The 24161-nt window shown below is 61.7% G+C and carries 34 protein-coding genes and 1 pseudogene; 1 reads left to right on the forward strand and 34 read right to left on the reverse strand.

The features are described 5' to 3' along the window. Positions 1 to 108: 108 nt before the first annotated feature. The 9 genes from ABCN07_RS02315 to ABCN07_RS02355 all read right to left on the reverse strand — a co-directional run bounded on the left by ABCN07_RS02315 (position 109) and on the right by ABCN07_RS02355 (position 9794). Entirely contained in the window at positions 109 to 1368 is a 1260-nt protein-coding gene (locus ABCN07_RS02315; RefSeq protein WP_343005233.1) for an aminotransferase class III-fold pyridoxal phosphate-dependent enzyme, read from the reverse strand. A 141-nt stretch (positions 1369 to 1509) separates the two neighbouring features. Then, positions 1510 to 2466, reverse strand: coding sequence for an acetylglutamate kinase (argB, locus tag ABCN07_RS02320; protein ID WP_330028290.1), 957 nt, complete (start codon positions 2464 to 2466; stop codon positions 1510 to 1512). 103 nt (positions 2467 to 2569) lie between these two features. Beyond that, on the reverse strand, positions 2570 to 3853 hold the full coding sequence (gene argJ / locus ABCN07_RS02325) for a bifunctional glutamate N-acetyltransferase/amino-acid acetyltransferase ArgJ (protein WP_343005234.1): 1284 nt from the start codon (positions 3851 to 3853) through the stop codon (positions 2570 to 2572). A 48-nt stretch (positions 3854 to 3901) separates the two neighbouring features. Then, the gene (argC, locus tag ABCN07_RS02330; protein ID WP_343005235.1) at positions 3902 to 4963 is read right to left on the reverse strand and encodes an N-acetyl-gamma-glutamyl-phosphate reductase; all 1062 of its coding nucleotides are present in this window, start codon (positions 4961 to 4963) and stop codon (positions 3902 to 3904) included. Between the two features lie 286 nt (positions 4964 to 5249). Further along, positions 5250 to 6320, reverse strand: coding sequence for a glycosyltransferase (locus ABCN07_RS02335; RefSeq protein WP_343005236.1), 1071 nt, complete (start codon positions 6318 to 6320; stop codon positions 5250 to 5252). A gap of 213 nt (positions 6321 to 6533) precedes the next feature. Further along, positions 6534 to 7289 carry a hypothetical protein gene (locus ABCN07_RS02340; protein ID WP_343005237.1) on the reverse strand — a complete coding sequence of 252 codons (756 nt, stop codon included), beginning with the start codon at positions 7287 to 7289 and terminating at the stop codon, positions 6534 to 6536. Positions 7290 to 7395: 106 nt separating this feature from the next. After that, positions 7396 to 8271 (reverse strand): tRNA pseudouridine(38-40) synthase TruA, encoded by an 876-nt coding sequence (truA, locus tag ABCN07_RS02345; protein ID WP_343005238.1) that lies wholly within the window; start codon positions 8269 to 8271, stop codon positions 7396 to 7398. A gap of 7 nt (positions 8272 to 8278) precedes the next feature. Further along, positions 8279 to 9064 carry an energy-coupling factor transporter transmembrane protein EcfT gene (locus tag ABCN07_RS02350; protein ID WP_343005239.1) on the reverse strand — a complete coding sequence of 262 codons (786 nt, stop codon included), beginning with the start codon at positions 9062 to 9064 and terminating at the stop codon, positions 8279 to 8281. Then, positions 9054 to 9794 carry an ATP-binding cassette domain-containing protein gene (locus tag ABCN07_RS02355; protein WP_343005240.1) on the reverse strand — a complete coding sequence of 247 codons (741 nt, stop codon included), beginning with the start codon at positions 9792 to 9794 and terminating at the stop codon, positions 9054 to 9056. Before ABCN07_RS02355 ends, ABCN07_RS02350 begins: the two co-directional genes overlap by 11 nt. 312 nt (positions 9795 to 10106) lie before the next feature. Between ABCN07_RS02355 and ABCN07_RS02360 the strand changes: the two genes are divergently transcribed. Next, on the forward strand, positions 10107 to 10547 hold the full coding sequence (locus ABCN07_RS02360) for a hypothetical protein (RefSeq protein WP_343005241.1): 441 nt from the start codon (positions 10107 to 10109) through the stop codon (positions 10545 to 10547). Between the two features lie 247 nt (positions 10548 to 10794). Here ABCN07_RS02360 and rplQ read toward each other — a convergent pair whose 3' ends face one another. The 25 genes and pseudogenes from rplQ to rpsC all read right to left on the reverse strand — a co-directional run bounded on the left by rplQ (position 10795) and on the right by rpsC (position 24155). After that, positions 10795 to 11283 (reverse strand): 50S ribosomal protein L17, encoded by a 489-nt coding sequence (gene rplQ / locus ABCN07_RS02365; protein ID WP_343005242.1) that lies wholly within the window; start codon positions 11281 to 11283, stop codon positions 10795 to 10797. Positions 11284 to 11313: 30 nt separating this feature from the next. After that, complete coding sequence (locus tag ABCN07_RS02370; RefSeq protein WP_293814429.1) at positions 11314 to 12255, reverse strand: DNA-directed RNA polymerase subunit alpha; 942 nt, start codon at positions 12253 to 12255, stop codon at positions 11314 to 11316. Positions 12256 to 12277: 22 nt separating this feature from the next. Next, on the reverse strand, positions 12278 to 12871 hold the full coding sequence (gene rpsD / locus ABCN07_RS02375) for a 30S ribosomal protein S4 (RefSeq protein ID WP_293814428.1): 594 nt from the start codon (positions 12869 to 12871) through the stop codon (positions 12278 to 12280). A 19-nt stretch (positions 12872 to 12890) separates the two neighbouring features. After that, complete coding sequence (gene rpsK, locus ABCN07_RS02380; protein WP_073296226.1) at positions 12891 to 13298, reverse strand: 30S ribosomal protein S11; 408 nt, start codon at positions 13296 to 13298, stop codon at positions 12891 to 12893. 13 nt (positions 13299 to 13311) lie between these two features. Then, the gene (gene rpsM / locus ABCN07_RS02385; RefSeq protein WP_293837131.1) at positions 13312 to 13683 is read right to left on the reverse strand and encodes a 30S ribosomal protein S13; all 372 of its coding nucleotides are present in this window, start codon (positions 13681 to 13683) and stop codon (positions 13312 to 13314) included. Positions 13684 to 13697: 14 nt separating this feature from the next. Further along, positions 13698 to 13811: a 50S ribosomal protein L36 gene (gene rpmJ / locus ABCN07_RS02390; protein ID WP_013252436.1), complete on the reverse strand. Its 114-nt coding sequence runs from the start codon at positions 13809 to 13811 to the stop codon at positions 13698 to 13700. Positions 13812 to 13954: 143 nt separating this feature from the next. Continuing rightward, positions 13955 to 14173, reverse strand: coding sequence for a translation initiation factor IF-1 (gene infA / locus ABCN07_RS02395; protein ID WP_293837134.1), 219 nt, complete (start codon positions 14171 to 14173; stop codon positions 13955 to 13957). Positions 14174 to 14324: 151 nt separating this feature from the next. Beyond that, a complete protein-coding gene (gene map, locus ABCN07_RS02400) occupies positions 14325 to 15110 on the reverse strand; it encodes a type I methionyl aminopeptidase (RefSeq protein ID WP_317285438.1) in 786 nt (261 codons plus the stop codon). Beyond that, entirely contained in the window at positions 15107 to 15733 is a 627-nt protein-coding gene (locus ABCN07_RS02405; RefSeq protein ID WP_343005243.1) for an adenylate kinase, read from the reverse strand. The genes map and ABCN07_RS02405 overlap by 4 nt, the downstream gene beginning before the upstream one ends. A 122-nt stretch (positions 15734 to 15855) precedes the next feature. After that, positions 15856 to 17145, reverse strand: coding sequence for a preprotein translocase subunit SecY (gene secY / locus ABCN07_RS02410; protein WP_343005244.1), 1290 nt, complete (start codon positions 17143 to 17145; stop codon positions 15856 to 15858). Beyond that, positions 17139 to 17588 (reverse strand): 50S ribosomal protein L15, encoded by a 450-nt coding sequence (gene rplO, locus ABCN07_RS02415; protein WP_293847338.1) that lies wholly within the window; start codon positions 17586 to 17588, stop codon positions 17139 to 17141. The genes secY and rplO overlap by 7 nt, the downstream gene beginning before the upstream one ends. Before the next feature lie 10 nt (positions 17589 to 17598). Next, a complete protein-coding gene (rpmD, locus tag ABCN07_RS02420) occupies positions 17599 to 17784 on the reverse strand; it encodes a 50S ribosomal protein L30 (RefSeq protein ID WP_293814422.1) in 186 nt (61 codons plus the stop codon). 2 nt (positions 17785 to 17786) lie between these two features. Further along, on the reverse strand, positions 17787 to 18311 hold the full coding sequence (rpsE, locus tag ABCN07_RS02425) for a 30S ribosomal protein S5 (protein WP_293814421.1): 525 nt from the start codon (positions 18309 to 18311) through the stop codon (positions 17787 to 17789). Between the two features lie 12 nt (positions 18312 to 18323). Further along, positions 18324 to 18692, reverse strand: a complete 369-nt coding sequence (gene rplR, locus ABCN07_RS02430; protein ID WP_293814420.1) for a 50S ribosomal protein L18 — start codon at positions 18690 to 18692, stop codon at positions 18324 to 18326. Between the two features lie 66 nt (positions 18693 to 18758). Beyond that, positions 18759 to 19295, reverse strand: coding sequence for a 50S ribosomal protein L6 (gene rplF / locus ABCN07_RS02435; protein WP_293814419.1), 537 nt, complete (start codon positions 19293 to 19295; stop codon positions 18759 to 18761). 28 nt (positions 19296 to 19323) lie between these two features. Continuing rightward, positions 19324 to 19722, reverse strand: a complete 399-nt coding sequence (rpsH, locus tag ABCN07_RS02440) for a 30S ribosomal protein S8 (protein ID WP_293847343.1) — start codon at positions 19720 to 19722, stop codon at positions 19324 to 19326. A gap of 114 nt (positions 19723 to 19836) precedes the next feature. Further along, positions 19837 to 20022, reverse strand: a complete 186-nt coding sequence (locus tag ABCN07_RS02445; protein ID WP_073296263.1) for a type Z 30S ribosomal protein S14 — start codon at positions 20020 to 20022, stop codon at positions 19837 to 19839. Positions 20023 to 20122: 100 nt separating this feature from the next. Continuing rightward, positions 20123 to 20683, reverse strand: a complete 561-nt coding sequence (gene rplE, locus ABCN07_RS02450; RefSeq protein WP_343005245.1) for a 50S ribosomal protein L5 — start codon at positions 20681 to 20683, stop codon at positions 20123 to 20125. A gap of 408 nt (positions 20684 to 21091) precedes the next feature. Beyond that, positions 21092 to 21385 (reverse strand): CDP-alcohol phosphatidyltransferase, encoded by a 294-nt coding sequence (locus ABCN07_RS02455; RefSeq protein WP_293814416.1) that lies wholly within the window; start codon positions 21383 to 21385, stop codon positions 21092 to 21094. 254 nt (positions 21386 to 21639) lie between these two features. Then, the gene (gene rplX, locus ABCN07_RS02460) at positions 21640 to 21975 is read right to left on the reverse strand and encodes a 50S ribosomal protein L24 (RefSeq protein ID WP_293814415.1); all 336 of its coding nucleotides are present in this window, start codon (positions 21973 to 21975) and stop codon (positions 21640 to 21642) included. A gap of 14 nt (positions 21976 to 21989) precedes the next feature. Further along, positions 21990 to 22358: a 50S ribosomal protein L14 gene (gene rplN / locus ABCN07_RS02465; RefSeq protein WP_293836256.1), complete on the reverse strand. Its 369-nt coding sequence runs from the start codon at positions 22356 to 22358 to the stop codon at positions 21990 to 21992. Between the two features lie 84 nt (positions 22359 to 22442). Next, positions 22443 to 22709 carry a 30S ribosomal protein S17 gene (gene rpsQ / locus ABCN07_RS02470; RefSeq protein WP_293814413.1) on the reverse strand — a complete coding sequence of 89 codons (267 nt, stop codon included), beginning with the start codon at positions 22707 to 22709 and terminating at the stop codon, positions 22443 to 22445. A gap of 20 nt (positions 22710 to 22729) precedes the next feature. After that, complete coding sequence (gene rpmC / locus ABCN07_RS02475; RefSeq protein WP_343005246.1) at positions 22730 to 22933, reverse strand: 50S ribosomal protein L29; 204 nt, start codon at positions 22931 to 22933, stop codon at positions 22730 to 22732. Positions 22934 to 23052: 119 nt separating this feature from the next. Beyond that, positions 23053 to 23448 (reverse strand): annotated as a pseudogene (gene rplP, locus ABCN07_RS02480) (50S ribosomal protein L16); the annotation flags it as partial. Then, positions 23448 to 24155 (reverse strand): 30S ribosomal protein S3, encoded by a 708-nt coding sequence (rpsC, locus tag ABCN07_RS02485; RefSeq protein ID WP_293814411.1) that lies wholly within the window; start codon positions 24153 to 24155, stop codon positions 23448 to 23450. The gene rpsC and the pseudogene rplP, both read right to left, overlap by 1 nt. Positions 24156 to 24161 lie beyond the last annotated feature (6 nt).

Consider the following 24161-nt stretch of genomic DNA (forward strand, 5'->3'; position numbering starts at 1 on the left):
GGCCGTCCTCGGATTCGTTATGTGCCGGCACGATGCGCTGCCGCCGGGCGCCGTCGGCGCGCGCCGCCGCTAGGCATCGCCGCCGGGCGCCGCCGCCGCGCGTCGCCGCTAGGCGAGAAGCTCGCGAAGGATGTCGCACATCTCGTCGACATCCGCACGCGTGCAGACAAGCGGTGGCAGGAGACGCAGCGTCGTGGGGCCAGTGGCGTTGATCACGAGTCCGGCCTCGAGCGCACGCGCGACGAACTCGTGAGCATCAGGCAGGCCCGCCTCAAGCTCGGCTCCCTGGATGAGGCCGCTGCCGCGCACCTCGACAACGTGTGGCAGCTCAGCGAGCTGCTCTGCCAGATACTCGCCAACGGAGCGGACATGCTCGAGATAGCCCTCGCCCTCCTCGCCCTCGGGAGCGGTGCCCTCCGTGAGCTCGGTCAGCACGGCGTCCGCCGCGGCGCAGGCGAGCGGGCCGCCGCCAAAGGTGGAGCCATGGTCGCCGACATGGAAGGCCTCGCTGATCTCCGCCTTGGCGACGCAGGCGCCCATCGGCACGCCGCCCGCAATGGCCTTGGCGAGGGTGAACACATCGGGAACGATTCCGTAGGCCTGGAAGGCGAGCGCCCAGCCCGTGCGGAACAGGCCCGTCTGGACCTCATCGCACATCATGAGGGCGCCATACTCGCTCGTGAGGTTGCGCACCTCGGTCATGAACTCCTGCGTCATCGGGTGGACGCCGGACTCGCCCTGGATGGGCTCGAGGAGCACCGCGGCGATGCTGGAGCCCTTCTGGGCGAAGACGTCGCGCAGGGCGTCGACGTCGTTGGCATCGATGCTGATGAAGCCACCCGGCAGCGGGCGGAACGGGTCCTGAGCCCAGCCCTGCATCGTCGCAGCAATGGTCTCCATCGTGCGGCCGTGGAAGCTCTTGTTGAGGCAAACGATGTCAAAGCCGCCGTTGCCACCGCGCTTCGCCCAGAGGCGAGCAAGCTTGATGGCGCACTCGTTGGCCTCGGCACCAGAGTTGCCAAAGAAGGTACGCCACTGCTGCGGCGCGTCGGGGCTCGCGTCCTTGGGCGCGCCGGAGCCGGCGTTGGCGAGCTGGGCGATGCGACGCGCGACCTCGCCCCTGTGCTCGATCTGGAAGTAGTTCGAGACGTGCAGGAGCTTGTCGACCTGCTCCTGGATGGCACCCGTGAGCGCGGGATGGCCGTAACCCAGACAGTTGACGGCGATGCCGGCGAGGAAGTCGAGATATTCCTTGCCGTCCGAATCAGTGAGACGCATACCGCTGCCACCCACGAACTCGACCGGCGAGCGGCCGAACGTGTGCATCACGTACGCGTCGTCTAGCTTCTTGGCCTCTTCGAAAGACATGGGGCTCCTTTCGTGGGCTGCGTCACGCGTCTTAAGCTATGACGCCGTGCCCATATACGCGATTGTCCGCGCCTCGACGGCGAAGGACGCTACGCCCTTGTGCGCGACGGCCACGACGATAGCAACGCGTCGCGCCTCGTACTACAGATTATTGACTGAAAGCCTGCTTGCAAACGTCCCAAGCGGATGTGCGTCATACTCGAGCGCTTCCTCGGTGGAGTGCATCGTCGTGCCGATGCCCTTATCGGTGAGCAGCTCGATGAGCAGGGAATGCGGAGTCTTGCCATTGATGACGTGGCTGCGGAAAACTCCCGCACGCAGGGCGAAGCAGCAGCTCTGAAGCTTGGGGATCATGCCCTTGTCCACGATGCCGGAGGCGAGCATCTCCTCCATCTCGCGCAGGCTCATATTGGAGATGAGCGAGTCCTTGTTGGAGAAGTCCTCATAGACGCCATCGACGTCGGTGAGGTAGACAATCTTCTGCGCGCCGATGGCAGCGGCCACGTGGCCGGCGGCGACGTCGGCGTTGATGTTGTAGTAGCCGCCATCCTCGCCCACACCTACCGTGGCGACCACGGGGATGTACTCGTTCTTGATGAGGCTCTCGAGATAGGCGGTGTCAACGTGCTCGATCTTGCCCACGCGGCCGAGTTCGGGGTCGAGGGTCGAGCACATGATCGTGCCGGCGTCAGCGCCAGAGACGCCAACAGCGAGGTTGCCATGGCGGTTGATGGCAGCGACCAGATCCTGGTTGACTTCGCCCACGAGCACCTGACGGACGACATCCATCGCCGCGGGCGTAGTGACGCGCTGGCCGTTCTTGAACTCCACGGGGAAGTTGAGGGCCTCGAAGGCGCGGTTGATGGCCTTGCCGCCACCGTGGACGATAACGACGTTCACACCCAGGATCTTGAGCAGGACGATATCGCTCATGACGTCGGCGCGAAGCTTCTCGTCGACCATGGCGGCGCCACCGTACTTGATGACGACGGTCTTGCCCGTGATGTTCTTAATCCAAGGAAGTGCCTCGAAAAGGACGTTACCGGTCCTCTCGTCGGTGTCCTTGGCGCGATGGCTTGTGTCTGTTACGTACTTCATGCGCGTCTCCTGCTTCGTACGATTGGCGCAAAGTTGACAAAGGGACAGTCCCTTTGTCAACCCGCCTCGAGAACCTGAAAAAGGGACTGTCCCTTTTTCAGGTTTAGGTGCGGTAGTCGCCGTTGATCTTGACGTACTCGTGGGTGAGGTCGCAGGTCCAGACCGTGGTCTCGCAGGTACCGGCCTTGAGGTCCGCCCAGATCGTGATCTCGGGCTCCTCGAAGCGGCGGAGGGCCTCGTCCTCGTCGAAGGCGACGGTAAGGCCATCGCGGCAGACGGGCATACCCATGATGTCGATGTCGACGTCGCGCTGGTCAAACTCGACGCCGCACTTGCCAAGAGCCATCGCGATGCGGCCCCAGTTGCAGTCGTGACCATAGATGGCGGTCTTCACGAGCGGCGAGTTGGCGATGGCGCGAGCGCAGGTGTCCGCGTCCTCGTCGGTAGCGGCTCCGGCGACCGTAACGGTCACGAGCTTCGAAGCGCCCTCGCCATCGGCGGCGATCTCGCGCGCGAGATGCTGGCAAACGGCATTCACGGCAACCGCGAGCTCGGCGGCCTCCTGCGTACCCGGCTCGATGGGAGCGGCGTCCTTGGCGGCTTCACCCGTGGCGAGCGCGATGCAGGTGTCGTTGGTGGAGGTGTCCGAGTCGACCGTCACCTTGTTGAACGTGGCCTTCACGACGTCGATAAGCACCTCGTGAAGCGCCTCGGGCGCCACGGGGGCGTCCGTCGTGATGATGGCGATCATCGTGGCCATGTTCGGCATGATCATGCCGGAGCCCTTGCACATGCCTCCAACGGTCACGGTGTGGCCAGCGAGGGCGCCCGTCGCCTCATAGGAGACGGCGTACTCCTTTGGCTGGGTGTCGGTCGTCATGATGGCGCGAGCGGCATCGTGGCCACCGGCCTGGCGAGCCGCTTCGTCGCCCGCGGCGGCAATCTGCGCGTGAAGCTCGGGCACACCCGTCTCGAAGTGGTCGAGCTCGAGAAGCTGGCCGATGACGCCGGTAGACGCCACGAGGACCTCGCCCGGCTCACAGCCGAGGGTGTCAGCAACGAGCTTGCAGGTGGCCTCGGCAACCTCCAGCCCCTCCTCGCCCGTCGCGGCGTTGGCGTTGCCGGAGTTGATGCAGATCGCGCGCACGGGAGCGCAGCCACTCGCGCCAAGGTGGGCGCGAGAGACCGTCACCGGGGCGGCGCAGAACTTGTTGGTCGTGAAGGCGCCGGCAGCGGAGCACGGCTCGTCAACCTCCACGAGTGCCATGTCGAGGCGGCCGGGGTTCTTACGGAACCCGGCATGAATGCCACCCGCGTGGACGCCCGCGGGACTCGCGACGCCACCGTCGGCGATAACCGCGAGCTTTGTCGTGATGTTGTCTTGCATGAAGTCTCCTATCGACGGGCACGCGCCCGAAAGAAGGGATTGGAAAGGTTAGACGGGCATGCCGACGCGCGCGAGCCCGGTGTCCTCGGCAAGGCCGAAGACGAGGTTCGCGCACTGGACGGCCTGGCCCGCGGCACCCTTGCAGAGGTTGTCGATGGCGCCGATGGTCACGAGGGTGTTCGTGCGCTCGTTCTTGGCGAGGCCCACCTGGCAGACGTTCGTGCCCGTAACGCTCGAGGTGCGCGGGAGCTTGCCGGCGGGAAGCACCTGCGCGAAGGGGCGGCCCGCGTAGAAGCCGGCGTAGTAGTCGACCATATCCTCAACGCTCATAGACGCCGCCTCGGGCGTGAGCTGGAGGTAGACGGTCGAAAGGATGCCGCGGCGCATGGGCACGAGGTGAGGCGTGAAGACGACCTCACCGGGCTTGCCGAGAATCTGCTCGATCTCGGGCGTGTGGCGGTGCTTGCCAACGTTATAGGCCTGGACGTCCTCGTCCGCATTGCAGAAGTGCGTCTTGGCATTGCAGCCCTTACCGGCGCCGGTGACGCCGCTCTTGGCGTCGACGATGACGAGACCCTGGGTCCAATCGGCACGGATAGCGGGCGCAGAGGCGATGGAGGTCGCCGTGGGATAGCAGCCGGCGCAGCCGACGAGGGCGGGCTTGCCCGCGGCGCGGAGGGCACGGGCACGCTCGATGTCCTCGGGGAAGAGCTCGGGAAGGCCGAAGGAGCGCGTCGCGAGGAGCTCGGGCGAGGTGTGCTTGGCGCCGTACCACTGCTCGTAGACGTCCTTATCCGTCAGGCGATAGTCCGCGGAGAGGTCGACCACCGTCACGCCCGCCTCAAGCAGCGAGGGCGCCTGCGCCATGGCGGCGGTGTGAGGCACGGCGAGGAAGGCGAGGTCGCAGCTCTTGACCGCCGGGTCGTCGTGCGTGGTGAACACGAGGTCAGACGCCCCCGCGAACGCGGGATAGACGTCAGCGAGCGAAGTGCCAGCGTCGGCGTTTGAGGTGATGGCGGCAAGCTCGAACTCGGGATGCTGGAGCACGAGCCTCACAAGCTCCGCTCCGGAAAATCCCGCGGCGCCGATGATTCCCACTTTGTATGACATGCGAATCTCCCTCATAAGCTATGAGTGCAACGACTCGCCATTATAGACCTACGAAAGCGCGAGGGTCTAACTATCTATCGCGATTTTGCATAAACGTGTAACTTTATGCATTTCGCTGTATATTGCATACATTATTGGGTTTACTGCCACGGTTTATTCGCATCGTAACCAAACGGACGCGCGTCCGCCGTCAGAGCGCTTTGCCCACGGGGTTTCTCGGTCCGGCACGCCCAGCCTCGCGGGGCTTCTCGGCCCGGCAATTCATCTGCGCAGGACGGGCCGCCGTCTAGCGGTTGGCCTTAAGCGTCGCGAAGAGCTTCGTGTTGTGACGCTTCACGAAGGAGATGAATCGCCCCTCCGCGAGGGCCATGCGCGCGTCCTTGCGGCGGATGGGCACGAGCATCACGCCCATCATCTTCGAGCGCGGCTCAGCGATGGAAACCGCGAGCTGGGCGCGATCGCTCTTGATCATCTCGTCGACCTGACGGAGCTTCTCAGCAGAGGAAAGCGTGCAACTGGGGTTGCAGACGTTTTCGATGCAGCCAACGAGGCGTTCGATGTAGCGGCGCTGCACCATCTCGGTGCTAGCGGGATCGCCAGAAAGGCCCCAGTGCTCATAAAGGCCGAGCATCCAGTCGTGCTCTTCCTCGCGCTTCTCGTACATATTGGAACGCCAGCGGGCCGTCTCGCTCTCCGCGCGGAGGCGGATGAAGTGGTAGTAGGCGCGCTCGGTCACACCCACGCGCTCGATGTCGCGGATGACATCAAGGACGAAGGGGAAGTCATCCCAGAAGGTGGGCTTGAAGCGAGCACCGATGCGTTCGAGATACGAGCGGCGGAACAGCTTGTTCCACGGCGTATAGAGGAGGTTCTGGTCAAAGAGCTTCCACGCGCCGGCGCGGAACTCCGCCTGGCTCGCATACACACGAGAGGGCTGACTCTTGAGCTCCGTGGTGTGTTGGTCGGCATCGCCATAGTAGGTCTCGATATAGAAACCGGCGACGACGAGGTCGAGACTATCCGCCTCGGCAATGTTCACGAGGTCGGCGAGCATGGTGGGCTCTGCCCAGTCATCGCCATCGATGAAGTGGATGAACTCGCCGCGGGCACGGTCGAGGGCGACGTTGCGCGCAGCGGCAGCGCCCTGATTTTCCGTATGGATGACGTCAATGCGGATGTCGCGCTCCGCCAGACGATCGGTAATCTGGCCCGTACGGTCAGTCGAGCCATCGTCCACAATGATGAGCTCGAAGTTCCTGAGCGTCTGGTTCTGAATGCTCTCGATGGCGCGACCGATGAAGCGATCCACGTTATAGGCCGGTATGATCACCGAGACCTTCGGGACTCTCTTCTCCATGTGAGCCATCTTTGCCCTTCTGTCGCACGTTAACATGCCGCGCGCACCGCGCGGAGTTGGCAATGTATGCACACACGAGAGACTACCATCGAACGGGCGTATGGCTGTGGAGGCCCGGTGAGCGCAGTTAATCTGCATAATTGCTGAAGGCAACGCGGTGGCCCGATGGCGGCGCGCTGGTGCGATGGCGGCCAGGCTGCGACAGAGCACTACCTACGCGAGCGTGCCTACGGCAAGCGCGAGCTGCGCGGAGTCGACCTGCAAGCGTGTCGCACCCTCTTCATCCGTAACCTCGTTCGCAGCTACGCCGGCGATCGAATCGGAAGAAGCGCCGTTCGTGACCGCGCGCTGGGCGATGTCGACAAGCTCCATGGCGTCCATATCCGTCTGCGTTATGCCCTTGATGAGCTTCCGAGACTGGCTCTGGAGCGCGGAGCTGCCCTTCGAAGCGATTGACATGAAGGAGTCCCAACCGTCCTGCGTCATGACCACGATGTGGGAGACAGGCACCACGGCAGAGCCCGAGATGGCGGAGGCGAGACCGGCAGCGCCCTTCTGGGCATACCAATCCGCAACGGAGAGGTTCTCCTCCCCCGCCTGAATCCACTCATCCGAGGTGAACTGAAGAAGCTTGGCCGTCCCCTGGGTGTTATTGAGCACCGCGAGGTACGCAGTGGCAACCGCGCCCTCGGAATCATCCGACGCAACGGCGAACAGCACGGTCTCAATCTCGTCGCCCGTGGCAGTGAGGCCCGTCGCCTCAGCCTGGTCCCAGATTGATTCCTCCGCGGGAATCGTGCTCTCAACGGCGTTGCCCAGGTCATTGCTGCCGAGAACCGAGTTGGCGTTTGCGAGGTCCCACAGCGTGGTCACGAGCACGCCGATCGCCACGATGACGACCACCAACACGATAACGGCGATGAGATTGCGATGCGGGCTGTCCTTGGGGACATCTGGCCTCTCGTACATAGCCGTCTCCTTTCGCGCGTAGGAAATGACGCGCGTCAAATCGCGCACGGCACATCAAGCTCGCCATCTGGCGGCGCGACGTGCAAATGACGACCGAACCCCGACGCTACTCCCAGGGTTCGAGCAATTCTTCCGGATAGTCTACCCCTACGAAGGTCAAGCCCTTCGCGGGAGCGCAGGGGCCCGCCGCTTTGCGGTCACACGCCACAAGCGCCCTGGCAACCCACTCCGCATCACGCTGTCCTCGCCCCACCTCAACGAGGGTTCCCGTGATTGTGCGCACCATAGAGTGAAGGAAGGCGTTTCCCACTACGTCTATGCAGGTAACGCGCTCGCCGCACTCGTCCTCCTCGTGAACGTCAAGACTCATGACACAGCGATGCGTAGGCTTGCCCTCGGCGGATGTCGCCTTGCAGAAGCTCTTGAAATCATGCTCTCCGACAAGGGCCTGAGCGGCCTCATCCATCGCATCCGCGTCAAGCGGGCAGCGCAGCCACCAGGCATGGTCCCACGCGAGGACTGGTCGAGCCTGGCCAGCGACAACGCGATAGCGGTAGCTGCGCGAGCGGGCGTCAAAGCGTGCCGAGAAGCCCGCGGGGGCACGATAAAGCTGGGAGGGCGAGATGTCATCCGGGAGCAGGGCGGAGAGGCCATGAGACAGGCGCCTTGCGTCAAGCCCAAGCTCCGCGGCGTTCAGGGGCACGCTCACATACTGGGCGAGAGCGTGGACGCCCGCGTCCGTACGACCTGCGCAAGTTAGCTCCACGGGCCTACGGAGAAGCGTCTCGAGGGCGCGTACGACCTCGCCTGCGACCGTACGACGCCCCGGCTGCGCCGCGAACCCGGAGAATTCCGCACCGCGGTAGCCCAGACGAAGCACGAGGGTGCCATCAAGCGAGGCGGGGTCTGCCGCCCTCTCTGCAATCGAAGGGCGCTCGGGGGCCTTGAAGGTAGGCTCGGCAACGTCGAATCGTGACTCCATAGAACTCCTACGCGATACAAGCGGCGAGCGTCGCCGCGAGAACGATGACTAGGACAACGATATCAGTCGGGCGAAGAAAGCGTGTGAGACGCGTTCTGCCGCGACCACGGTAGCCTCGCTCGCGCATGGCATCCGCGAGGTCCTCCGCACGGCGAAAGAGCGCCACGACCAAAGGCATGAGCACGGAGAGCCATCGTCGCACGCGTACAACGGGATTGCCTTCAGCAAAGTCGACGCCCCTCGCGCGCTGGGCATCGCGAATTCGCGCGAGTTCCTCCGCCGCAAGCGGTATAAAGCGAAGCGCGACGGACGCCAGCATCGCAAGGTCCCCCACGGGAAGCCCCAGGATGCCGAGCGGCGCCATCAGCGAAGAGAGGGCGTCGGCCACTTCAGAAGGCGTAGTCGTGGTCGTCATGACAAGCGACCCCGCAATGAGCACCACAATGCGAACGGCTGCGAATAGACCCCTTGCCGCCCCCTGGCAGCTAATGCCGAATCGCCCAACGAGAACGATATCGGCCGTCCCGTCCGCCACGAAGGCGCAGGCAAGCAGACCAAACGCGAGGAGCAGAGCCGAGGGCCTCAGGGCCCTCAGGATGTCGCACGCGCTCAATCCCGCCAAGAATGCGCTCCCTATCACCGCAATTGCCGGCATCACCAAACCACATGGTGCTTCGGACACAAAGAGGACAATGCCAAGCGCAACGAGAGCGAGCAACTTTACGCGTGCGTCTAGGCTGTGGACGGGCGTTCGCCCGGGAACGTAGGATCCCAGCAGGGTGCTAGTGCGCATCTTGGTCCTCCCTCGTGAGCTCGCCAAGCATGGCAAGCTCGAGAGGCACCCCAACGCCCCAGCGCTCAAGCACCTCGTACGCCGAGGCGAGCTCCGAAGGCGTACCCCTCCAGCGGATTCTGCCCCCTTCGAGAAGCACGACGTCATCCGCCGCGTACATCCACTCCCCCACGTCGTGGCTCACCACAATGACGGGGTGCCCCTGGTCGACGAGATCGCGCACGGCGTTGATTAGGATCGTCCTGCATGACGCATCCAGCCCATCCGTGGGCTCATCGAGGACAAGTGCGGCGGGGCTCATGGCAATGACGCCCGCTATGGCCACTCGGCGTTTCTCTCCGCCCGACAGCTGGAATGGAGATCTCGACCAGAGGTCCTCCGGCACCTTGAGCAGCTTTAGGGAACGCTGGGCACGGCTGCGCGCCTCCTCGCGTGATACCCCAAGATTCATAGGACCAAATTCAGCATCTTCTAGCACCGATTTTAGGAATAGCTGGTTTTCGGGTCGCTGGAGGGCAAGGCCAATAGCGCCCCGCACGACGGACTTTCCCGCAAGCGTGACCGAACCCGCGTCAGGCTCAAGAATGCCAGCCGCCACGCGCACGAGCGTCGACTTGCCCGCTCCCGAAGGGCCGATGACAAGGGTCAGATGCCGAGACGGGATTTCGATGCTCACGTCATCAAGAATCTGGGCGCCTTCGAGATTGAACTGGATATCCCGCAGGCTCAAGCCGCAAGAAGAAGAGGCCTCGCCATCCGAGCATGAGGCCGCACGCCTCGAACCAACGCGTAACGAATCAAGCAGCTCATGCCCATGACCGGCTTTGCGAGCGAAGGAAACCAGCTGATACGCCGTTCGGCAACTAGTTAAGTCACATCCATCCTTAGCAAGCACAGCCAAGACGCTCGACAAACGAGAACCCGGAAACACACGGCTCGCACGCTCTCCATCTGCGAATAGCAGGTTCGGCGCGCCCTCCCAGACTAGACGCCCATCCTCCAGGACAACCACTCGATCTGCATACGCGGCCTCTTGGGGGCTATGAGATACCAGCAAGATGCCAACACCGCGATTTGCAAGCTCTCTCAGGACGTCTCGGAGACTCGATCGCGATGCATCCCCAAGCTGGGACATCACCTCATCAAGCACGAGATACCGCGGGTGCATCGCCAGAACGCCAGCGAGAGCCAAGCGCTGCTTTTCCCCGCCAGAAAGAGTGTCAACGGCCCTGCCCTCAAAACCAGCGAGTCGGCAGTCGACAAGCGCCTCGTGAACCCTCTTGCGTACCTCCTCGGCAGGCAGTCCGAGATTACAGGGGCCAAATGCAACCTCATCAAAGACAATCGACGCGACAAACTGAGATTCAGGATCCTGTCTTACGTATCCAACGCAACCGTCATGCGTCGAAGCCTGAAGATTACGGTCATCAACCTCAATCGAGCCGCACTGAAGCTCCAAGGAACGCGCGAGCAGCCTGGATAGCGTCGATTTTCCCGAACCATTTGCTCCGAGCAATACGACGAACTCTCCCGAAGCCACATCAAGCGAGACTTCCGAGAGAGCATCACGAGAAGAGCCTGAATATCGATAGCGTATGTCCCGCGCCCTTATCATTGGCCTCCCCAACACCGTTCTCTCGTGATTTCCATCGCAGGCAAGCATAAACAAAAAGAGGGTCCGAGAAATCCCGGACCCTCTCATTTGCACGAAGCTAAATTGAGCGAAACGCCTACTCGGCGGTCTCCTCAGTGGCCTCAGCGGTCTCGACGACCTCGGTGGCCTCCTCAGCGGGAGCCTCCTCGACCTTCTCAACCTTGGTGACCACGGTCTTGGCCGGCTTGGCCTTGGCGGAGACAGGCTCGGTTACGATCTCCATGATGACAACCTCAGCGTTGTCACCCTTGCGGGGACCGAGCTTCATGATGCGCGTGTAGCCACCGTTGCGGTCAGCCCACATGCCCTGCGCGGCCTTCTCGAAGGCCTCGCGGACGAGCTCCTTGTCACCAAGCTTGGCGATGGCGAGACGACGGGAGTGCAGGTCGCCCTTCTTCGCCCAGGTGATGATGCGATCCACGTCGCTGCGGATGGCCTTAGCGCGCGGAAGGGTCGTCTTGATGCGGTCGTTGGCGAACAGCGCCTGGCACAGGCTCTTCTTCATAGCCTTGGTGTGGCTGGCGTCGGTACCAAGCTTCATACCGCTCTTCTTGTAGTGCCTCATAGTCAGTTACTCCTATGTGTGTAGCGGCGGCTAGGCCTTGAAGCCCAGACCCATCGACTCGAGCTTGTCCTTGACTTCCTCGATCGACTTGACGCCGAAGTTGCGGATGTTGAGCAGGTCGTTCTCGGAGAACTCAACGAGCTGACGCACGGAGTGAATACCGGCGCGCTTGAGGCAGTTGTAGGAACGGACCGAAAGGTCGAGCTCCTCAATCTGCTTGTCGAGCTCAGTGTTGTCGTCGGTCTGGCCAGCGGCGAAGATCGACGCGTCCTCGACCGGCTCGCCCTCATCGGCCAGGCACATGAACGCGGTCATGTGCTGGTTGATGATGTTCGCAGCCTCGACGACGGCCTCGCGGGCGGTAACACCACCGTTCGTCTCGATCTCGAGGACGAGACGATCGTAGTCGGTGTGCTGGCCCACGCGGCAGGGCTCAACGGCCTTGGCGCAGCGAGTAACCGGCGAGAAGAGGGAGTCAACGTGAATGAGACCGATGGGGTCATCATCGCGCTCGTTGTCCTCGCCAGACACATAGCCACGACCAGTACCGATGCGCATGGACATCGTGAGGTGGGCGCCCTCGCCGAGGGTGCAGATAACGTGCTCGGGGTTGACGAGCGTGAACTCGGTCGGGATGTTGAAGTCGCCGCCGGTCACGGTAGCCGGGCCGTCGATGGAAATCGTGGCCGTGGCCTCGTCGCCAATGCCGAGACTCTTGAACGCAAGTCCCTTGACGTTCAGAACGATGTCGGTGACGTCCTCGTAGACGCCCTCGACCGTAGTGAACTCATGCTGCACGCCGTCGATCTGGATGGCCTCCACAGCGGCGCCCTCGAGAGAGGAGAGCAGCACGCGGCGAAGCGAGTTGCCAAGCGTGTCGCCATAGCCGTGCTCAAGCGGCTCGGCCACAACGCGAGCGACATTCTCGCTGACCTCTTCTACCGACACGGTCGGTCGGATGAAATCGGACATAGAAACCTCCAACCGATCTCTACTACTTGGAGTAGAGCTCGACGATGAGCTGAGCGTCAATGTCAAGGTCGATCTGGTCACGGGTCGGGAGCTGAAGGACGGTGCCCTGGAGCTTCTCGATGTCGACCTCGAGCCAGGCCGGAACGGCCATGTGCTCAGAAGAGATCAGAGCCTCCTTGATGGGGAGGAGATCCTTGAACTTCGGGGCGACGGCAACGACGTCGCCGGCCTTAACGCGGTAGGAGGGGATGTCGACGCGCTTGCCGTTCACGGTGATGTGGCCGTGACGGACGGTCTGACGGGCCTCCTTGCGGGTGCGGGCGAAGCCAAGACGGAAAACCACGTTGTCCAGACGGCTCTCGAGGATGGTCATCAGGTTGTCACCCGTGATGCCCTCAATCTTCAGAGCCTTCTCGTAGTACATGTGGAACTGCTTCTCAAGCACGCCGTAGATGAACTTGGCCTTCTGCTTCTCACGAAGCTGACGGCCGTACTCGCTCTCCTGGCGACGCTGACGCTTGGGCTGGCGGTTCGACTTCTTGTTGATGCCCATCACGATCGGGTCAATGTCGAGCGCGCGGCACCTCTTAAGGACAGGAGTCCTATCCACTGCCATAGTTAGATTCCTTCCTTACCTACACGCGGCGACGCTTGCACGGACGGCAACCGTTGTGCGCGATGGGGGTCTTGTCCTGGATGCTCGAAACCTCGAGGCCGGCAGCCTGGAGGGAGCGGATGGCCGTCTCGCGACCCGAACCCGGGCCCTTGACGAAGACGGACACCTTGTGGACGCCGTGCTCCATGGCCTCCTTGGCGCACGCCTCGGCAGCCATCTGAGCGGCGAACGGCGTGGACTTACGGGAGCCCTTGAAGCCGACCATGCCGGCAGAGCGCCAGGAGATCACGTTGCCCTGGGGGTCGGTGATCGAGATGATCGTGTTGTTGAAGGTGCTCTTGATGTGGGCCTGACCGACGGAGATGTTCTTGCGGTCGGCGCGCTTGATGCGGCCGCGGGCCTGCGCACCCTTCTTAGCAGTAGCCATTAGTCAGTCTCCCCTACTTCTTCTTCTTGCCGCCGACCTGACGCTTCTTACCCTTGCGGGTACGAGCGTTGGTGTGCGTACGCTGGCCGCGGACAGGGAGGCCCTTGCGGTGACGGAGGCCGCGGTAGCAGCCGATCTCCATCAGGCGGGCAATGTTCTGACGCGTCTCACGACGGAGGTCGCCCTCGACGGTGAGGTTAGCATCGATGTAGTCGCGGATCTTGCCGACTTCTTCCTCAGTGAGGTCGCGCACGTGAGTGCTCGGATCAACGCCGGTAGCGGCGCAGATCTTGGAGGCGGCGGTACGGCCGATGCCGTAGATATAGGTGAGTCCGATCTCAACGCGCTTCTCGCGCGGGAGGTCGACGCCGTTAATACGGGCCAACTTGTGCTCCTCTCCTAGCCCTGACGCTGCTTGTGGCGCGGGTTCTCGCAGATCACGTACACCTTACCGTGGCGACGGATGATCTTGCACTTATCGCACATCTTCTTGACCGAAGGACGTACTTTCATCGTTCTTCCTCTCGGTGTGTCTTACTTTCCTATATGAACGCCCAGCCGCTGGCGAGAATATCCAAGGCTGATCACACGCGCCTTACTCCGCGTGTGGGAAGTACAAAGCCCTTGCGGGCATGCGGCTCGCGCCGCAGGGTGCCCTACTTGTAACGGTAGGTAATGCGCCCACGCTGAAGATCGTACGGCGACATCTCGACGACGACCTTGTCACCAGGAAGAATACGGATGTAGTTCATCCTGATCTTGCCTGAAATGGTGCAGAGAATGACATGACCATTCTCGAGCTCAACGTTGAACATCGCGTTGGGCAGCGGCTCGAGAACCTTACCCTCGAGCTCGATTGCGTCCTGTTTGCTCACTGCGCTACCTTTTCCTCGACACATGACACAGCGACTGAACATCATAACGAAAAACCCGCGCCACGTCTACGAGGCGCGGGTTCTCCATAAGAATTTGATTGAAGTCGCCTTCGGGAGTTCAGGTCACGAGCATCTCGACTCGTAGTCTTCCCTATTCGCCGCCCATCATAGAGCACCAGGGGCCTTCATCATCAGTCGTGAGAATGACAGGGCCATCTTCCGTAACGGCAACCGTGTTCTCATAGTGAGCAGCCGTTCCGCCGTCATTGGTGACAACCGTCCAGCGGTTACGGAGCACATGAGAATCATAGCCGTTCATGCAGATCATGGGTTCGATGGCGATGACCATGCCAGCCTGGAGCTTAACGCCCCTCCCCTTCTTGCCGTAGTTGGGGACGTTGGGTTCCTCGTGCATCTCACGGCCAATGCCATGACCGACGTAATCGCGAACTACTCCGTAGCCGTTCTCCTCAGCGAGAGACTGGATAGCATGGCCCACGTCGCCAAGGCGATTGCCAGGCACGGCAGCTTCGATACCAGCCTTGAGACAATCGCGCGTGACCTCGCAGAGACCTTTATCGGCATCGCTGGGCTTACCGCAATAGAATGTCCAAGCATTATCGCCAACCCAGCCGTCAACTACCGCGCCGGTGTCAATAGAGACGATGTCGCCGTCTTCAAGCACGCGCTCTGCGGACGGGATGCCATGAACGATTTCTCCGTTGATGGAGCAGCAAATGCTAGCCGGGAAACCACCGTAGCCCTTAAATGCGGGCGTGCCGCCATGAGAGCGAATCACGCTCTCGGCCACACGATCTAGCTCAATCGTGGAGACTCCCGGCATGATCATGGCACCCACACGGCGAAGGGTGAGCTTGGAAAGCGCACCCGCAGGTCGCATGGCCTCTATCTGGTCTTGCGACTTAATGATGATCATAGGGCGAGGAGCTCCTTGACATCGGCGTAAACATCATCGACCGGGCGGTCGCCGTCAACGGACTTGAGAAGGCCCTTCCCCTTGTAGTACTCAACAAGCGGAGCCGTCTGGGACTCATAGACGTTAAGGCGATTCTGAATGGTCTCGGGCTTGTCATCGTCACGCTGATACATCTCGCCACCACAGGAGGGGCAGACGTCAACGCCGGCAGGAGCGGTATAGCCGCAGTCACGGCAGGTGCGACGAGAAGAGAGGCGCTCGACGATGACCTCGGCCTTGACGTCCACGAGGAGGGCGGCATCAAGGGAAAGGCCCATGTCCGCAAGAGCGGAGTCAAGCGTCACGGCCTGAGCGGTGTTGCGCGGGAAGCCGTCGAGAATGAACCCCTTCTTAGCGTCATCAGCAGCGAGGCGCTCCTTCACGAGGTCAACGACGAGCTTGTCCGGAACAAGCTGGCCAGCGTCCATGTACTCCTTGGCCTTGACGCCGAGCTTCGTGCCAGCCTTAACGGCGGCACGAAGGAGGTCTCCAGTGGAGATATGAGCGACGCCAAACTCCTCGACGAGCTTCTGAGCCTGAGTGCCCTTGCCAGCGCCGGGCGCTCCGAGCAGAACGATGTTCATTAGTGCCTTCTTTCTTCACGGGTTGCGAATGGGAAGTACAAGATGAAGCTAGCGTACCGCAAAACAAAAGGGTCGGCACCCTAAGGCGCCGACCCCCTCAAAGATAACTATGAAGAGACTTGTTACTTGATGAAGAGTCCCTCGTAGTTTGCGGTCTTCAGCTGGCTCTCGATCTGAGAAATCGTATCCAGAGCAACACCCACCATGATAAGGATGGAGGTGCCACCGAAGGCCTGGACAAGCGAGTTGCCCGTAAAAGTGAACACGATGGACGGCACAACGGCTACGAGGGCGATGAAAATCGCACCAGGGAGCGTGATGTGGTTCAGCACGTTCTTGATGTAAGCGGCAGTGGCAGAACCCGGACGAACGCCAGGGATAAAACCACCCTGCTTACGAAGGGTGTCAGCGGTCTCATCGGGGTTAAACACCATGGAGGTGTAGAAGTACGCGAAACCAACGATGAGAAGCACAGAGAGCACCCAGTTAAGCCAACCAGAACTCACGGCGTTAGCAAATGCGTTAATCCAACCCACGCCGGGGAAGAAAACCGCAAGCTGAGCCGGGAAGTACAGGATGGCGCTCGCGAAGATGATGGGGACAACGCCAGCGGTGTTGACCTTGATCGGCAGGTACGTCGTCTGGCCGCCCATCATGCGACGTCCAACGACGCGCTTGGCGTACTGCACCGGGATGCGACGCTGGCCGCGCTCGATGTAGACGATGAAGGGCACGACGGCGACGATAAGCACCACGATCATGACGGTCATCAGCATGCCATTGTCTGACGTGCGAAGCGACTGCACAATCGAGGTCGGCAGACCCGCAATGATGTTCGCGAAAATGATGAGGCTCATGCCATTGCCGATGCCACGCTGCGTGATGACCTCGCCCATCCACATGATGAGGATGGCGCCAGCCAGCATGGAAACAACAACCACGGTGTCCATCAGCCAACCAGGCATACCGGCCTGCGAGAAATCGATGCCGAAGCTCGAGCTCTTGAACAGGAACAGATAGCCCACGGAGTTCAGCAGGGCAAGCGCGACCGTGAGGTAGCGCGTGTACTGCGTGATCTTACGCTGGCCAGACTCGCCCTCGCGAGCGAGGGTACCGAGGCTCGGAATCACGGCCTGAAACATCTGCATGATGATCTGGGCCGTAATGTAGGGCATGATGCCAAGGCAAAACACCGACACGCGAGACAGGGCGCCACCACTGAACAGGTTCAGAACGGCAATCGCGCTGTTAGCGCTGGAGCTCGACTGATATGCCGAGAGCATCCCCTGGAAGGGGATGCCTGGCACGGGGACATAGGCCCCGATCCTGTACAGCACGAGGATGCCCACGGTGAGCAGGATCTTGCTGCGGAGCTCCTTCACGCGGAACGCGTTGAGGAATCCGTTTAGCACGGGAGCTCTACCTTTCCACCAGCGGCCTCGATCTTGGCCTTGGCAGAGGCGGAAACCTTGTCCACCTTGACGGTGAGCTTCTTGGTGATCTCGCCGTTGCCGAGAACCTTCACGAGCTCGTACTCACGCTTGATGATGCCGGCAGCAATAAGGCTAGCGGTATCGACGGTATCGCCATCAGCGAACTTCTCCTCGAGACGGGAGACGTTGACCGGAGCGTACTCGACACGATTGCGGTTGGTGAAGCCGGGGAGCTTCGGGAGACGCATCGCGAGCGGCTGCTGGCCGCCCTCGAAGCCGGCACCCTTGCCGCCACCAGAGCGGGAAAGCTGGCCCTTGGTGCCGCGGCCGGCAGTGGTGCCGTGACCGGAGGCGTTGCCGCGACCAATGCGCTTACGTGCCTTCTTGGCGCCCTCAGCGGGACGCAGATCGTTGAGCTGCATGTGGTGACTCCTAGTTCTCTTCCACGGTGACGAGGTGCTTGACCTTGAAGATCATCCCGCGGATGCTCTCGTTGTCAGGCTGCTCGACGACGCTGTTGATCTTGTGGAGGCCGAGGGCGCGGACGGTGGCCGTCTGGTCCTTCTTGACACCACAGACAGGGCTCTTGACGAGCTTGATCGTAAGGGTCTTCGCCATGTCTAGTTCTCCTTACCAACGAACATCTCGGCGACGGTGAGACCGCGGCGCTCGGCGGTCTCCTCCGGGCTGGAGAGCTGCTGAAGGGCGTCAACGCCGGCCTTGATGATGTTGAGGCCGTTGCTGGAACCCATCGACTTGGACAGGACGTTCTTGATGCCAGCGAGCTCGAAGAGCGGACGCACGGGGCCGCCGGCGATAACACCGGTACCCTCGATGGCCGGCTTGATGAGGAGGCGCGCGGCGCCAAACTCACCCATGACCTCGTGAGGCACAGAGCCGGTCTCGGTCAGAGGCACCTTGAACATGTTCTTCTTGGCGTTGTCAGACGCCTTCTGGATGGCCAGGGGCACCTCGGCGGACTTGCCCATGCCGAGACCGACGTTGCCCTTGCCGTCGCCAACGACCACGAGGGCGACGAGGGACATACGACGACCGCCCTTGACGGTCTTGGAAACACGGTGGATGAAGACGACGCGCTCCTCAAGCTCGGAGGCTTCGCGCTGCTGCTTCGGGTTACGAGCCATTACAGATACCTCCTAGAACTTCAGGCCCGCGGAGCGGGCGCCGTCTGCGAGAGCCTTGACACGGCCGTGGTAGATGCGGCCGCCACGATCGAAGGTGACGGTCTCGACGCCAGCCTTGAGAGCGCGCTCGGCGATCATCTTACCGACGAACTCAGCGGCCTCCTTGTTGGAGCCGAGGTTGCCGGTGGCACGGAACTCGGCGTCGAGCGTCGAGGCGGTGCAGATCGTCTTGGCATCGACGTCGTCGATGACCTGAGCGTAGATGTGCGCGTTGGTGCGGTGCACGGAAAGACGCGGACGCTCGGCGGTGCCGCAAATCTTGGAGCGGACGCGACGCTCACGGCGCTTGAGGCCGGCTCGCTTCGCCTGCTGCTTGTTCATACCAATCTCCTTAGTCACGCCGCCACCTGACAGGGTGGCGGACTTTTATGACTGCCTTGGCGGTCGCTACTTAGCGGCCTTGCCGAGCTTCCTGCGGATGTGCTCACCCATGTAGTGGATGCCCTTGCCCTTGTACGGCTCGGGAGGACGCTTCATGCGGATCTCAGCGGCAACCTGGCCGACCTGCTCCTTGGAGATGCCCTTAACGTTGATGTGGGTGTTATCGGGAACCTCGAAGGTGATGTTCTCAGGGGCAACGTAGATCACGGGGTGAGAGTAGCCGAGGGAAAGATCAAGATCCTTGCCCTTGAGAGCGACGCGGTAACCAACGCCCGTGAGCTCGAGCTGCTTCATGAAGCCCTCGGACACGCCGATGACCATGTTGTGGATGAGGGTACGGGTCAGGCCGTGCTGAGCGTTGGCCTCACGGGTCTCGTCGTTGGTGGTGACGAGGATCTCCTCGCCCTCCTCCGTGATGGTGACGAGATCGGAGAACGTGCGCTCAAGCTCGCCCTTGGGGCCCTTGACGTTCACGGTGGTGCCGTTGACTGTCACAGTGACTCCGGCGGGAATCTGGACAGGCTTCTTGCCAATGCGGGACATAGTGTCTCCTTTCCTATCCTGCCGTGAGTTACCAGATGTAGGCGATGACTTCGCCGCCGACGCCAAGCTTACGAGCGTCGCGGTCGCACATCATGCCCTTGGAGGTGGAGATGACGGCGGTGCCCAGGCCACCGAGGACACGAGGAAGATCCTCGGCCTTGGAGTAGATGCGCAGACCGGGCTTGGAAATGCGCTTGATGCCACGGATGATACGGGCGTGGCGAGCGCCGTACTTCAGGGTGACGTGCAGGGTCTTCTGGGGAGTGGTGTCCTCGACGGCATAGCCCTCGATGTAGCCCTCCTCCGCGATGACGCGGGCGACCTCAGCAAGCACCTTGCTGGAGGGCATGCTCACGACGTCCTTGCCGGCGGTGTTGCCGTTGCGGATGCGCGTAAGCATGTCTGCAATAGGATCGGTAACGTTCATTGGGATTCTCCTTCGGTAGGGATGAACCTCTTCGTCCGGTTCACCCGAGCCCTTGGCCGGGATGCCTGGACGGGAGTCTTCCGTCTGCCCTGGGAGCCGCTAGACCTTGTAGGCCTACCAGCTCGCCTTGCGGACGCCGGGAAGCTCGCCCTTGCTCGCGAGCTCGCGGAAGCACACACGGCACAGGCCGAACTTGCGATACACGCTGTGCGGACGGCCGCAGCGCTGGCAGCGGTTCTGAGTGCGCGTCGAGTACTTCGGCTCACGCTGAGCCTTGACGATCATCGATGTCTTAGCCACAAATCCTCCTTCTGGGTGACGGTCGCGCTTTTTGCGCGGCTTTGTCTATGCCGCCGAAGCGGCAACACGCCGCCCGCTCTCGTAGGCGGCGGGATTACCTCTAGTTCTCCCTGAACGGGAAGTTAAAGGCGTCGAGCAGGGCCTTGCCCTCCTCGTTGGTCTTCGCGGTGGTGACGATGGTGATGTCCATGCCGCGGGTGTGGTCCATCTTGTCGAAGTCAATCTCCGGGAAGATGAGCTGCTCGGTGACGCCCATGGAGAAGTTGCCACGGCCGTCGAAGCTCTTGGAGGAGATACCGCGGAAGTCACGGATGCGCGGGATGGCAATGCAGATCAGACGATCCAGGAAGTCCCACATACGGTCGCCGCGGAGGGTGACCTTGGCGCCGATGGGCTGACCCTCACGAAGGTGGAAGGTAGCGATGGACTTACGGGCACGACGGATGGTCGGCTGCTGGCCGGTGATGGTGCGAAGGTCAGCGACGGCACCGTCGATAGCCTTGGAATCGGTCGCGGCCTCGCCGACGCCCATGTTCACGACGATCTTCTCGATCTGCGGAACGGTCATCGGGTTGGTGTAGCCAAACTGCTCGATGAGCTTGGCGCGGACCTCGTCGTTGTACTTGGTCTTGAAACGCGGGACGTACTTCTCCTCAGCCATATTCACTCCTCTTGGGGTTTTAAGCATGGGGTTGGCGCAGGCTGGCAAGCACGACTCCCCTTGCCTGACCGTAAAGCCGCAGGTAGCGACCATAGGTCGATGCCTCGTTATCCTCATGCCTCCTGTCCGACGGCTAATCGGCAGGAGCCTTCACAGTGCAGCTCATAAGGATATGCCTTTACGCAGGGGATTTCTAGTCAAAAATCGACAAGATTCCTTTGCAAGCTAACCGTTCACGACTAACTCACAACTCGGGTTTAACGAGTTTAGATTACTCGATGCCGTACCTCAGTTTGCTTGCGCAATCACACTCAGCGGATGACGCAGGCAACCAACACATTGAGACAAGTAGCGGGGCTGACACCCTCACGGATATCAGCCCCGCTGAAATCTTGTTGACTCTAGCGGTTACTCGGGAACGCTCGCATAGAACTCGGCGTCAGCGGCAACGTCTACGAGGGACTTTCCGTCGAACACGGGGAGGTTCATTACCTCGTTGACCGTAGGAACCAGCTCGGAGCAATCCGTAAAGTGGCCCTTGTCATTGAGGTTCGCGCAATCTTGGACGCGCCAGTACCCATCAGTGTGGGTAACGTAATACGTGGCGTCATTGACCTTGGTAAAGACGCGGGTGTTCGAGCGGAGGTAGCCCTCGAGCGTGTCGGGGCCGATCTCCAGCTTCTCCTCTGCCATCACTCCCATGGTCGCTCCCTTCGTCTGGCCGCGAGGACATTCTCGCCGGCGCTTCCCTTTGACCCTAGCGTCCCCCACTTCGCCGATGCTATCCACCGCTCACCCGTGAGCGGCTCTATAAATCGCGGAGCGGTTTTGTGCGTCGTCGCGAAGCGGTTTTGCGCGTCGTCGCGAAACGTTTTTGAGCGTCGCGGGAATGCAACAATAAAGGCGCCCCGATTATGGGGCGCCTTCAGAAGCGAACTAGCGGATAACCGCTCAGATTACTTCTTGTACGGGTCGGGGATGACCTCGCCGGACTTCTTGGCGTAACGGACCTTGGTGCCGTCCTCCTCGAAGCGGTAGCCGACGCGCGTGGGCTTGTCGGTCTTGGGGTCGATCAGCGCGACGTTGGAGACGTCGATGGGCATCTCCTTGTTCACGAAACCACCCTGCTGGTTCTCCTGCGTCGGGCGGACAGCCTTCTTGGCGACGGCAACGCCCTCGACGACGACCTTGCCCTCGGAGGGAAGGGCGCGCACGACCAGGCCGCGCTTGCCCTTGTCCTTGCCAGAGAGGACCTCGACGGTGTCGCCCTTCTTGATCTTCATCTTAGCCATAGTGGCGACTCCTTCTAAAGCGTCTCAGGTGCGAGCGAGACGATCTTCATGTACTTGTGGTCGCGCAGCTCGCGGGCGACAGGCCCGAAGATACGGGTGCCCACGGGGCCGCCGTCCTTGTCGATCAGGACGCAAGCGTTCTGATCGAACTTGATGTAGCTGCCGTCCTTGCGACGGTTCTCCTTGGCGGTGCGGACGACGACGCAACGAACGACGTCACCCTTCTTCACGGAACCACCCGGAGTGGCCTCCTGCACGGCAGCGATGATGACGTCGGCGAGGCCGGCGTAACGACGCTTAGAGCCGCCCAGGACCTTAATGCACCTCACACGCTTGGCGCCGGAGTTGTCGGCGACGGTGAGCATGGTCTGCATCTGAATCATTGCTAAATCCCTTTCAAGAGCTCGTCCGGTACAGAGGTGCGCCCACACGTGCGACGCACATGTACCAGAAGAGGGCCTTGGCTGTTACTTGGCTTCCTCAACGACCTCGACGAGGCGCCAACGCTTCGTCTTGGACAGGGGGCGAGTCTCCATGACCTTGACGGTGTCGCCGACCTTGGCGACCTGCTCCTCGTCGTGGGCGTGAAGCTTCTTGGACATGGTGATCATCTTGCCGTACTTGGGGTGACGCTTACGGTTGCTGATCGTCACAACGATGCTCTTGGCACCGGAGATAGAGGTGACGACGCCCGTGCGCACCTTGCGCTGATTGCGAGCCTCGGTATCGCTCATGTTCTTCTCCCTAGACTCTTCTACTTCGCCTCAGCGGCGATCTGGCGGACGCGCATCTCGGTGAGAATGCGGGCAATGTCACGCTTGACGTTGGTCAAGCGAGCCGTGTTGTCCAGCTGGCTGGTGGCCATCTGGAAACGCAGGTTGAAGAGCTCGGCGCGGCCGTCCTCAAGCTTCTTGGCGAGCTGCTCGTCGGAGAGCTCGCGAATCTCTGCGGGCTTCATTAGTTATCCTCCTCCGCGGTGGCAACACCATTAGCAGCGTCCTCGGCGGCCCACTTGGCCTCGAGCTCGGCCTCGGCCTTCATCTCGGCCTCAGCGCGCTCCTCGGCGTCCTTGGCGATGACGATCTTGGTCTTGATGGGGAGCTTGTGCTGGGCAAGACGCAGGGCCTCGCGAGCAACCTCCTCCGTCACGCCACCGATCTCGAACATGATGCGGCCGGGCTTGACAACGGCCACCCACTCCTCGGGGTTACCCTTACCCTTACCCATGCGGGTCTCGGCGGGCTTCTTGGAGATGGGCTTGTCCGGGAAGATCGTGATCCAGACCTTACCGCCACGCTTCATGTAACGGGTCATGGCGATACGAGCGGCCTCGATCTGACGGTTGGTGATCCAGTGAGCCTCGAGGGCCTGGATGCCGTACTCGCCGAAGTAGAGCTGGGTGTTGCCCTTAGCCTGGCCCTTCATGGAGCCACGCTGAACCTTGCGGTGGTTGATTCGCTTAGGTGCGAGCATTAGTTGCCCCTCCTCTCATTGCGACGACGGGGACGAGAGGAGCCCTCGAGAGCCGGCTGCGGCTTGGGCTGGCCGGGGAGCTTCTCGCCCACGTAGATCCACACCTTGACGCCACAGGCGCCCATGGTGGTGCGAGCGGTGGCCTCACCGTAGTCGATGCAGGCGCGGAGGGTGTGCAGGGGCACGCGGCCCTCACGGTACCACTCGCGACGGCCAAGCTCGGCACCGCCGAGACGACCGGAGCACTGAATACGGATGCCCTTGGCGCCAGCCTTGCGAGCGGACTGCACGGCCTTGCGCATGGCGCGACGGAAGGCGATGCGCTGCTCGAGCTGGTCGGCGATGGACTGGGCAACGAGGGAGGCGTCGAGCTCGGGGCGCTTGACCTCGATGACATCAACGTTGACCTGACCCTTGGAGACCTTGGCGATCTTCTCGAGCTCAGAGCGGAGACCGTCGATCTCGGAGCCCTTCTTGCCAATGACGATGCCCGGACGAGAGGTGTAGATGGTGACCTTCACCTTGTCGCCAGCGCGCTCGATCTCAACTCGAGAGAGACCGGCGTTCTTGAGGCGCTTCTCCAGGTACTTGCGAATCTCGAGGTCATTGCCGAGGGTGGTGGCGTAGTCCTTGTCGGCGTACCAACGGGAGCGCCAGTTCTCGGTGACTCCGAGGCGGAAACCAGTGGGGGAAACCTTCTGACCCATGTGGCT

It is taken from the genome of Collinsella sp. 1033st1_E11_1033SCRN_220408, from assembly GCF_039062465.1.
Classification (GTDB): domain Bacteria; phylum Actinomycetota; class Coriobacteriia; order Coriobacteriales; family Atopobiaceae; genus Parolsenella.

Coding starts and splice junctions, on each gene's coding strand:
- ABCN07_RS02315 (WP_343005233.1), bottom strand. CDS start 1,368: ATGTCTTTCGAAGAGGCCAAGAAGCTAGACGACGCGTACGTGATGCAC.
- argB (WP_330028290.1), bottom strand. CDS start 2,466: ATGAAGTACGTAACAGACACAAGCCATCGCGCCAAGGACACCGACGAG.
- argJ (WP_343005234.1), bottom strand. CDS start 3,853: ATGCAAGACAACATCACGACAAAGCTCGCGGTTATCGCCGACGGTGGC.
- argC (WP_343005235.1), bottom strand. CDS start 4,963: ATGTCATACAAAGTGGGAATCATCGGCGCCGCGGGATTTTCCGGAGCG.
- ABCN07_RS02335 (WP_343005236.1), bottom strand. CDS start 6,320: ATGGAGAAGAGAGTCCCGAAGGTCTCGGTGATCATACCGGCCTATAAC.
- ABCN07_RS02340 (WP_343005237.1), bottom strand. CDS start 7,289: ATGTACGAGAGGCCAGATGTCCCCAAGGACAGCCCGCATCGCAATCTC.
- truA (WP_343005238.1), bottom strand. CDS start 8,271: ATGGAGTCACGATTCGACGTTGCCGAGCCTACCTTCAAGGCCCCCGAG.
- ABCN07_RS02350 (WP_343005239.1), bottom strand. CDS start 9,064: ATGCGCACTAGCACCCTGCTGGGATCCTACGTTCCCGGGCGAACGCCC.
- ABCN07_RS02360 (WP_343005241.1), top strand. CDS start 10,107: ATGAGATACCAGCAAGATGCCAACACCGCGATTTGCAAGCTCTCTCAG.
- rplQ (WP_343005242.1), bottom strand. CDS start 11,283: ATGAGGCACTACAAGAAGAGCGGTATGAAGCTTGGTACCGACGCCAGC.
- ABCN07_RS02370 (WP_293814429.1), bottom strand. CDS start 12,255: ATGTCCGATTTCATCCGACCGACCGTGTCGGTAGAAGAGGTCAGCGAG.
- rpsD (WP_293814428.1), bottom strand. CDS start 12,871: ATGGCAGTGGATAGGACTCCTGTCCTTAAGAGGTGCCGCGCGCTCGAC.
- rpsK (WP_073296226.1), bottom strand. CDS start 13,298: ATGGCTACTGCTAAGAAGGGTGCGCAGGCCCGCGGCCGCATCAAGCGC.
- rpmJ (WP_013252436.1), bottom strand. CDS start 13,811: ATGAAAGTACGTCCTTCGGTCAAGAAGATGTGCGATAAGTGCAAGATC.
- map (WP_317285438.1), bottom strand. CDS start 15,110: ATGATCATCATTAAGTCGCAAGACCAGATAGAGGCCATGCGACCTGCG.
- ABCN07_RS02405 (WP_343005243.1), bottom strand. CDS start 15,733: ATGAACATCGTTCTGCTCGGAGCGCCCGGCGCTGGCAAGGGCACTCAG.
- rplO (WP_293847338.1), bottom strand. CDS start 17,588: ATGCAGCTCAACGATCTGCGTCCCGCTGAGGGCGCCAAGAAGGCACGT.
- rpmD (WP_293814422.1), bottom strand. CDS start 17,784: ATGGCGAAGACCCTTACGATCAAGCTCGTCAAGAGCCCTGTCTGTGGT.
- rpsE (WP_293814421.1), bottom strand. CDS start 18,311: ATGGCTCGTAACCCGAAGCAGCAGCGCGAAGCCTCCGAGCTTGAGGAG.
- rplR (WP_293814420.1), bottom strand. CDS start 18,692: ATGAACAAGCAGCAGGCGAAGCGAGCCGGCCTCAAGCGCCGTGAGCGT.
- rplF (WP_293814419.1), bottom strand. CDS start 19,295: ATGTCCCGCATTGGCAAGAAGCCTGTCCAGATTCCCGCCGGAGTCACT.
- rpsH (WP_293847343.1), bottom strand. CDS start 19,722: ATGAACGTTACCGATCCTATTGCAGACATGCTTACGCGCATCCGCAAC.
- rplE (WP_343005245.1), bottom strand. CDS start 20,683: ATGGCTGAGGAGAAGTACGTCCCGCGTTTCAAGACCAAGTACAACGAC.
- ABCN07_RS02455 (WP_293814416.1), bottom strand. CDS start 21,385: ATGGGAGTGATGGCAGAGGAGAAGCTGGAGATCGGCCCCGACACGCTC.
- rplX (WP_293814415.1), bottom strand. CDS start 21,975: ATGGCTAAGATGAAGATCAAGAAGGGCGACACCGTCGAGGTCCTCTCT.
- rplN (WP_293836256.1), bottom strand. CDS start 22,358: ATGATTCAGATGCAGACCATGCTCACCGTCGCCGACAACTCCGGCGCC.
- rpsQ (WP_293814413.1), bottom strand. CDS start 22,709: ATGAGCGATACCGAGGCTCGCAATCAGCGCAAGGTGCGCACGGGCGTC.
- rpmC (WP_343005246.1), bottom strand. CDS start 22,933: ATGAAGCCCGCAGAGATTCGCGAGCTCTCCGACGAGCAGCTCGCCAAG.
- rpsC (WP_293814411.1), bottom strand. CDS start 24,155: ATGGGTCAGAAGGTTTCCCCCACTGGTTTCCGCCTCGGAGTCACCGAG.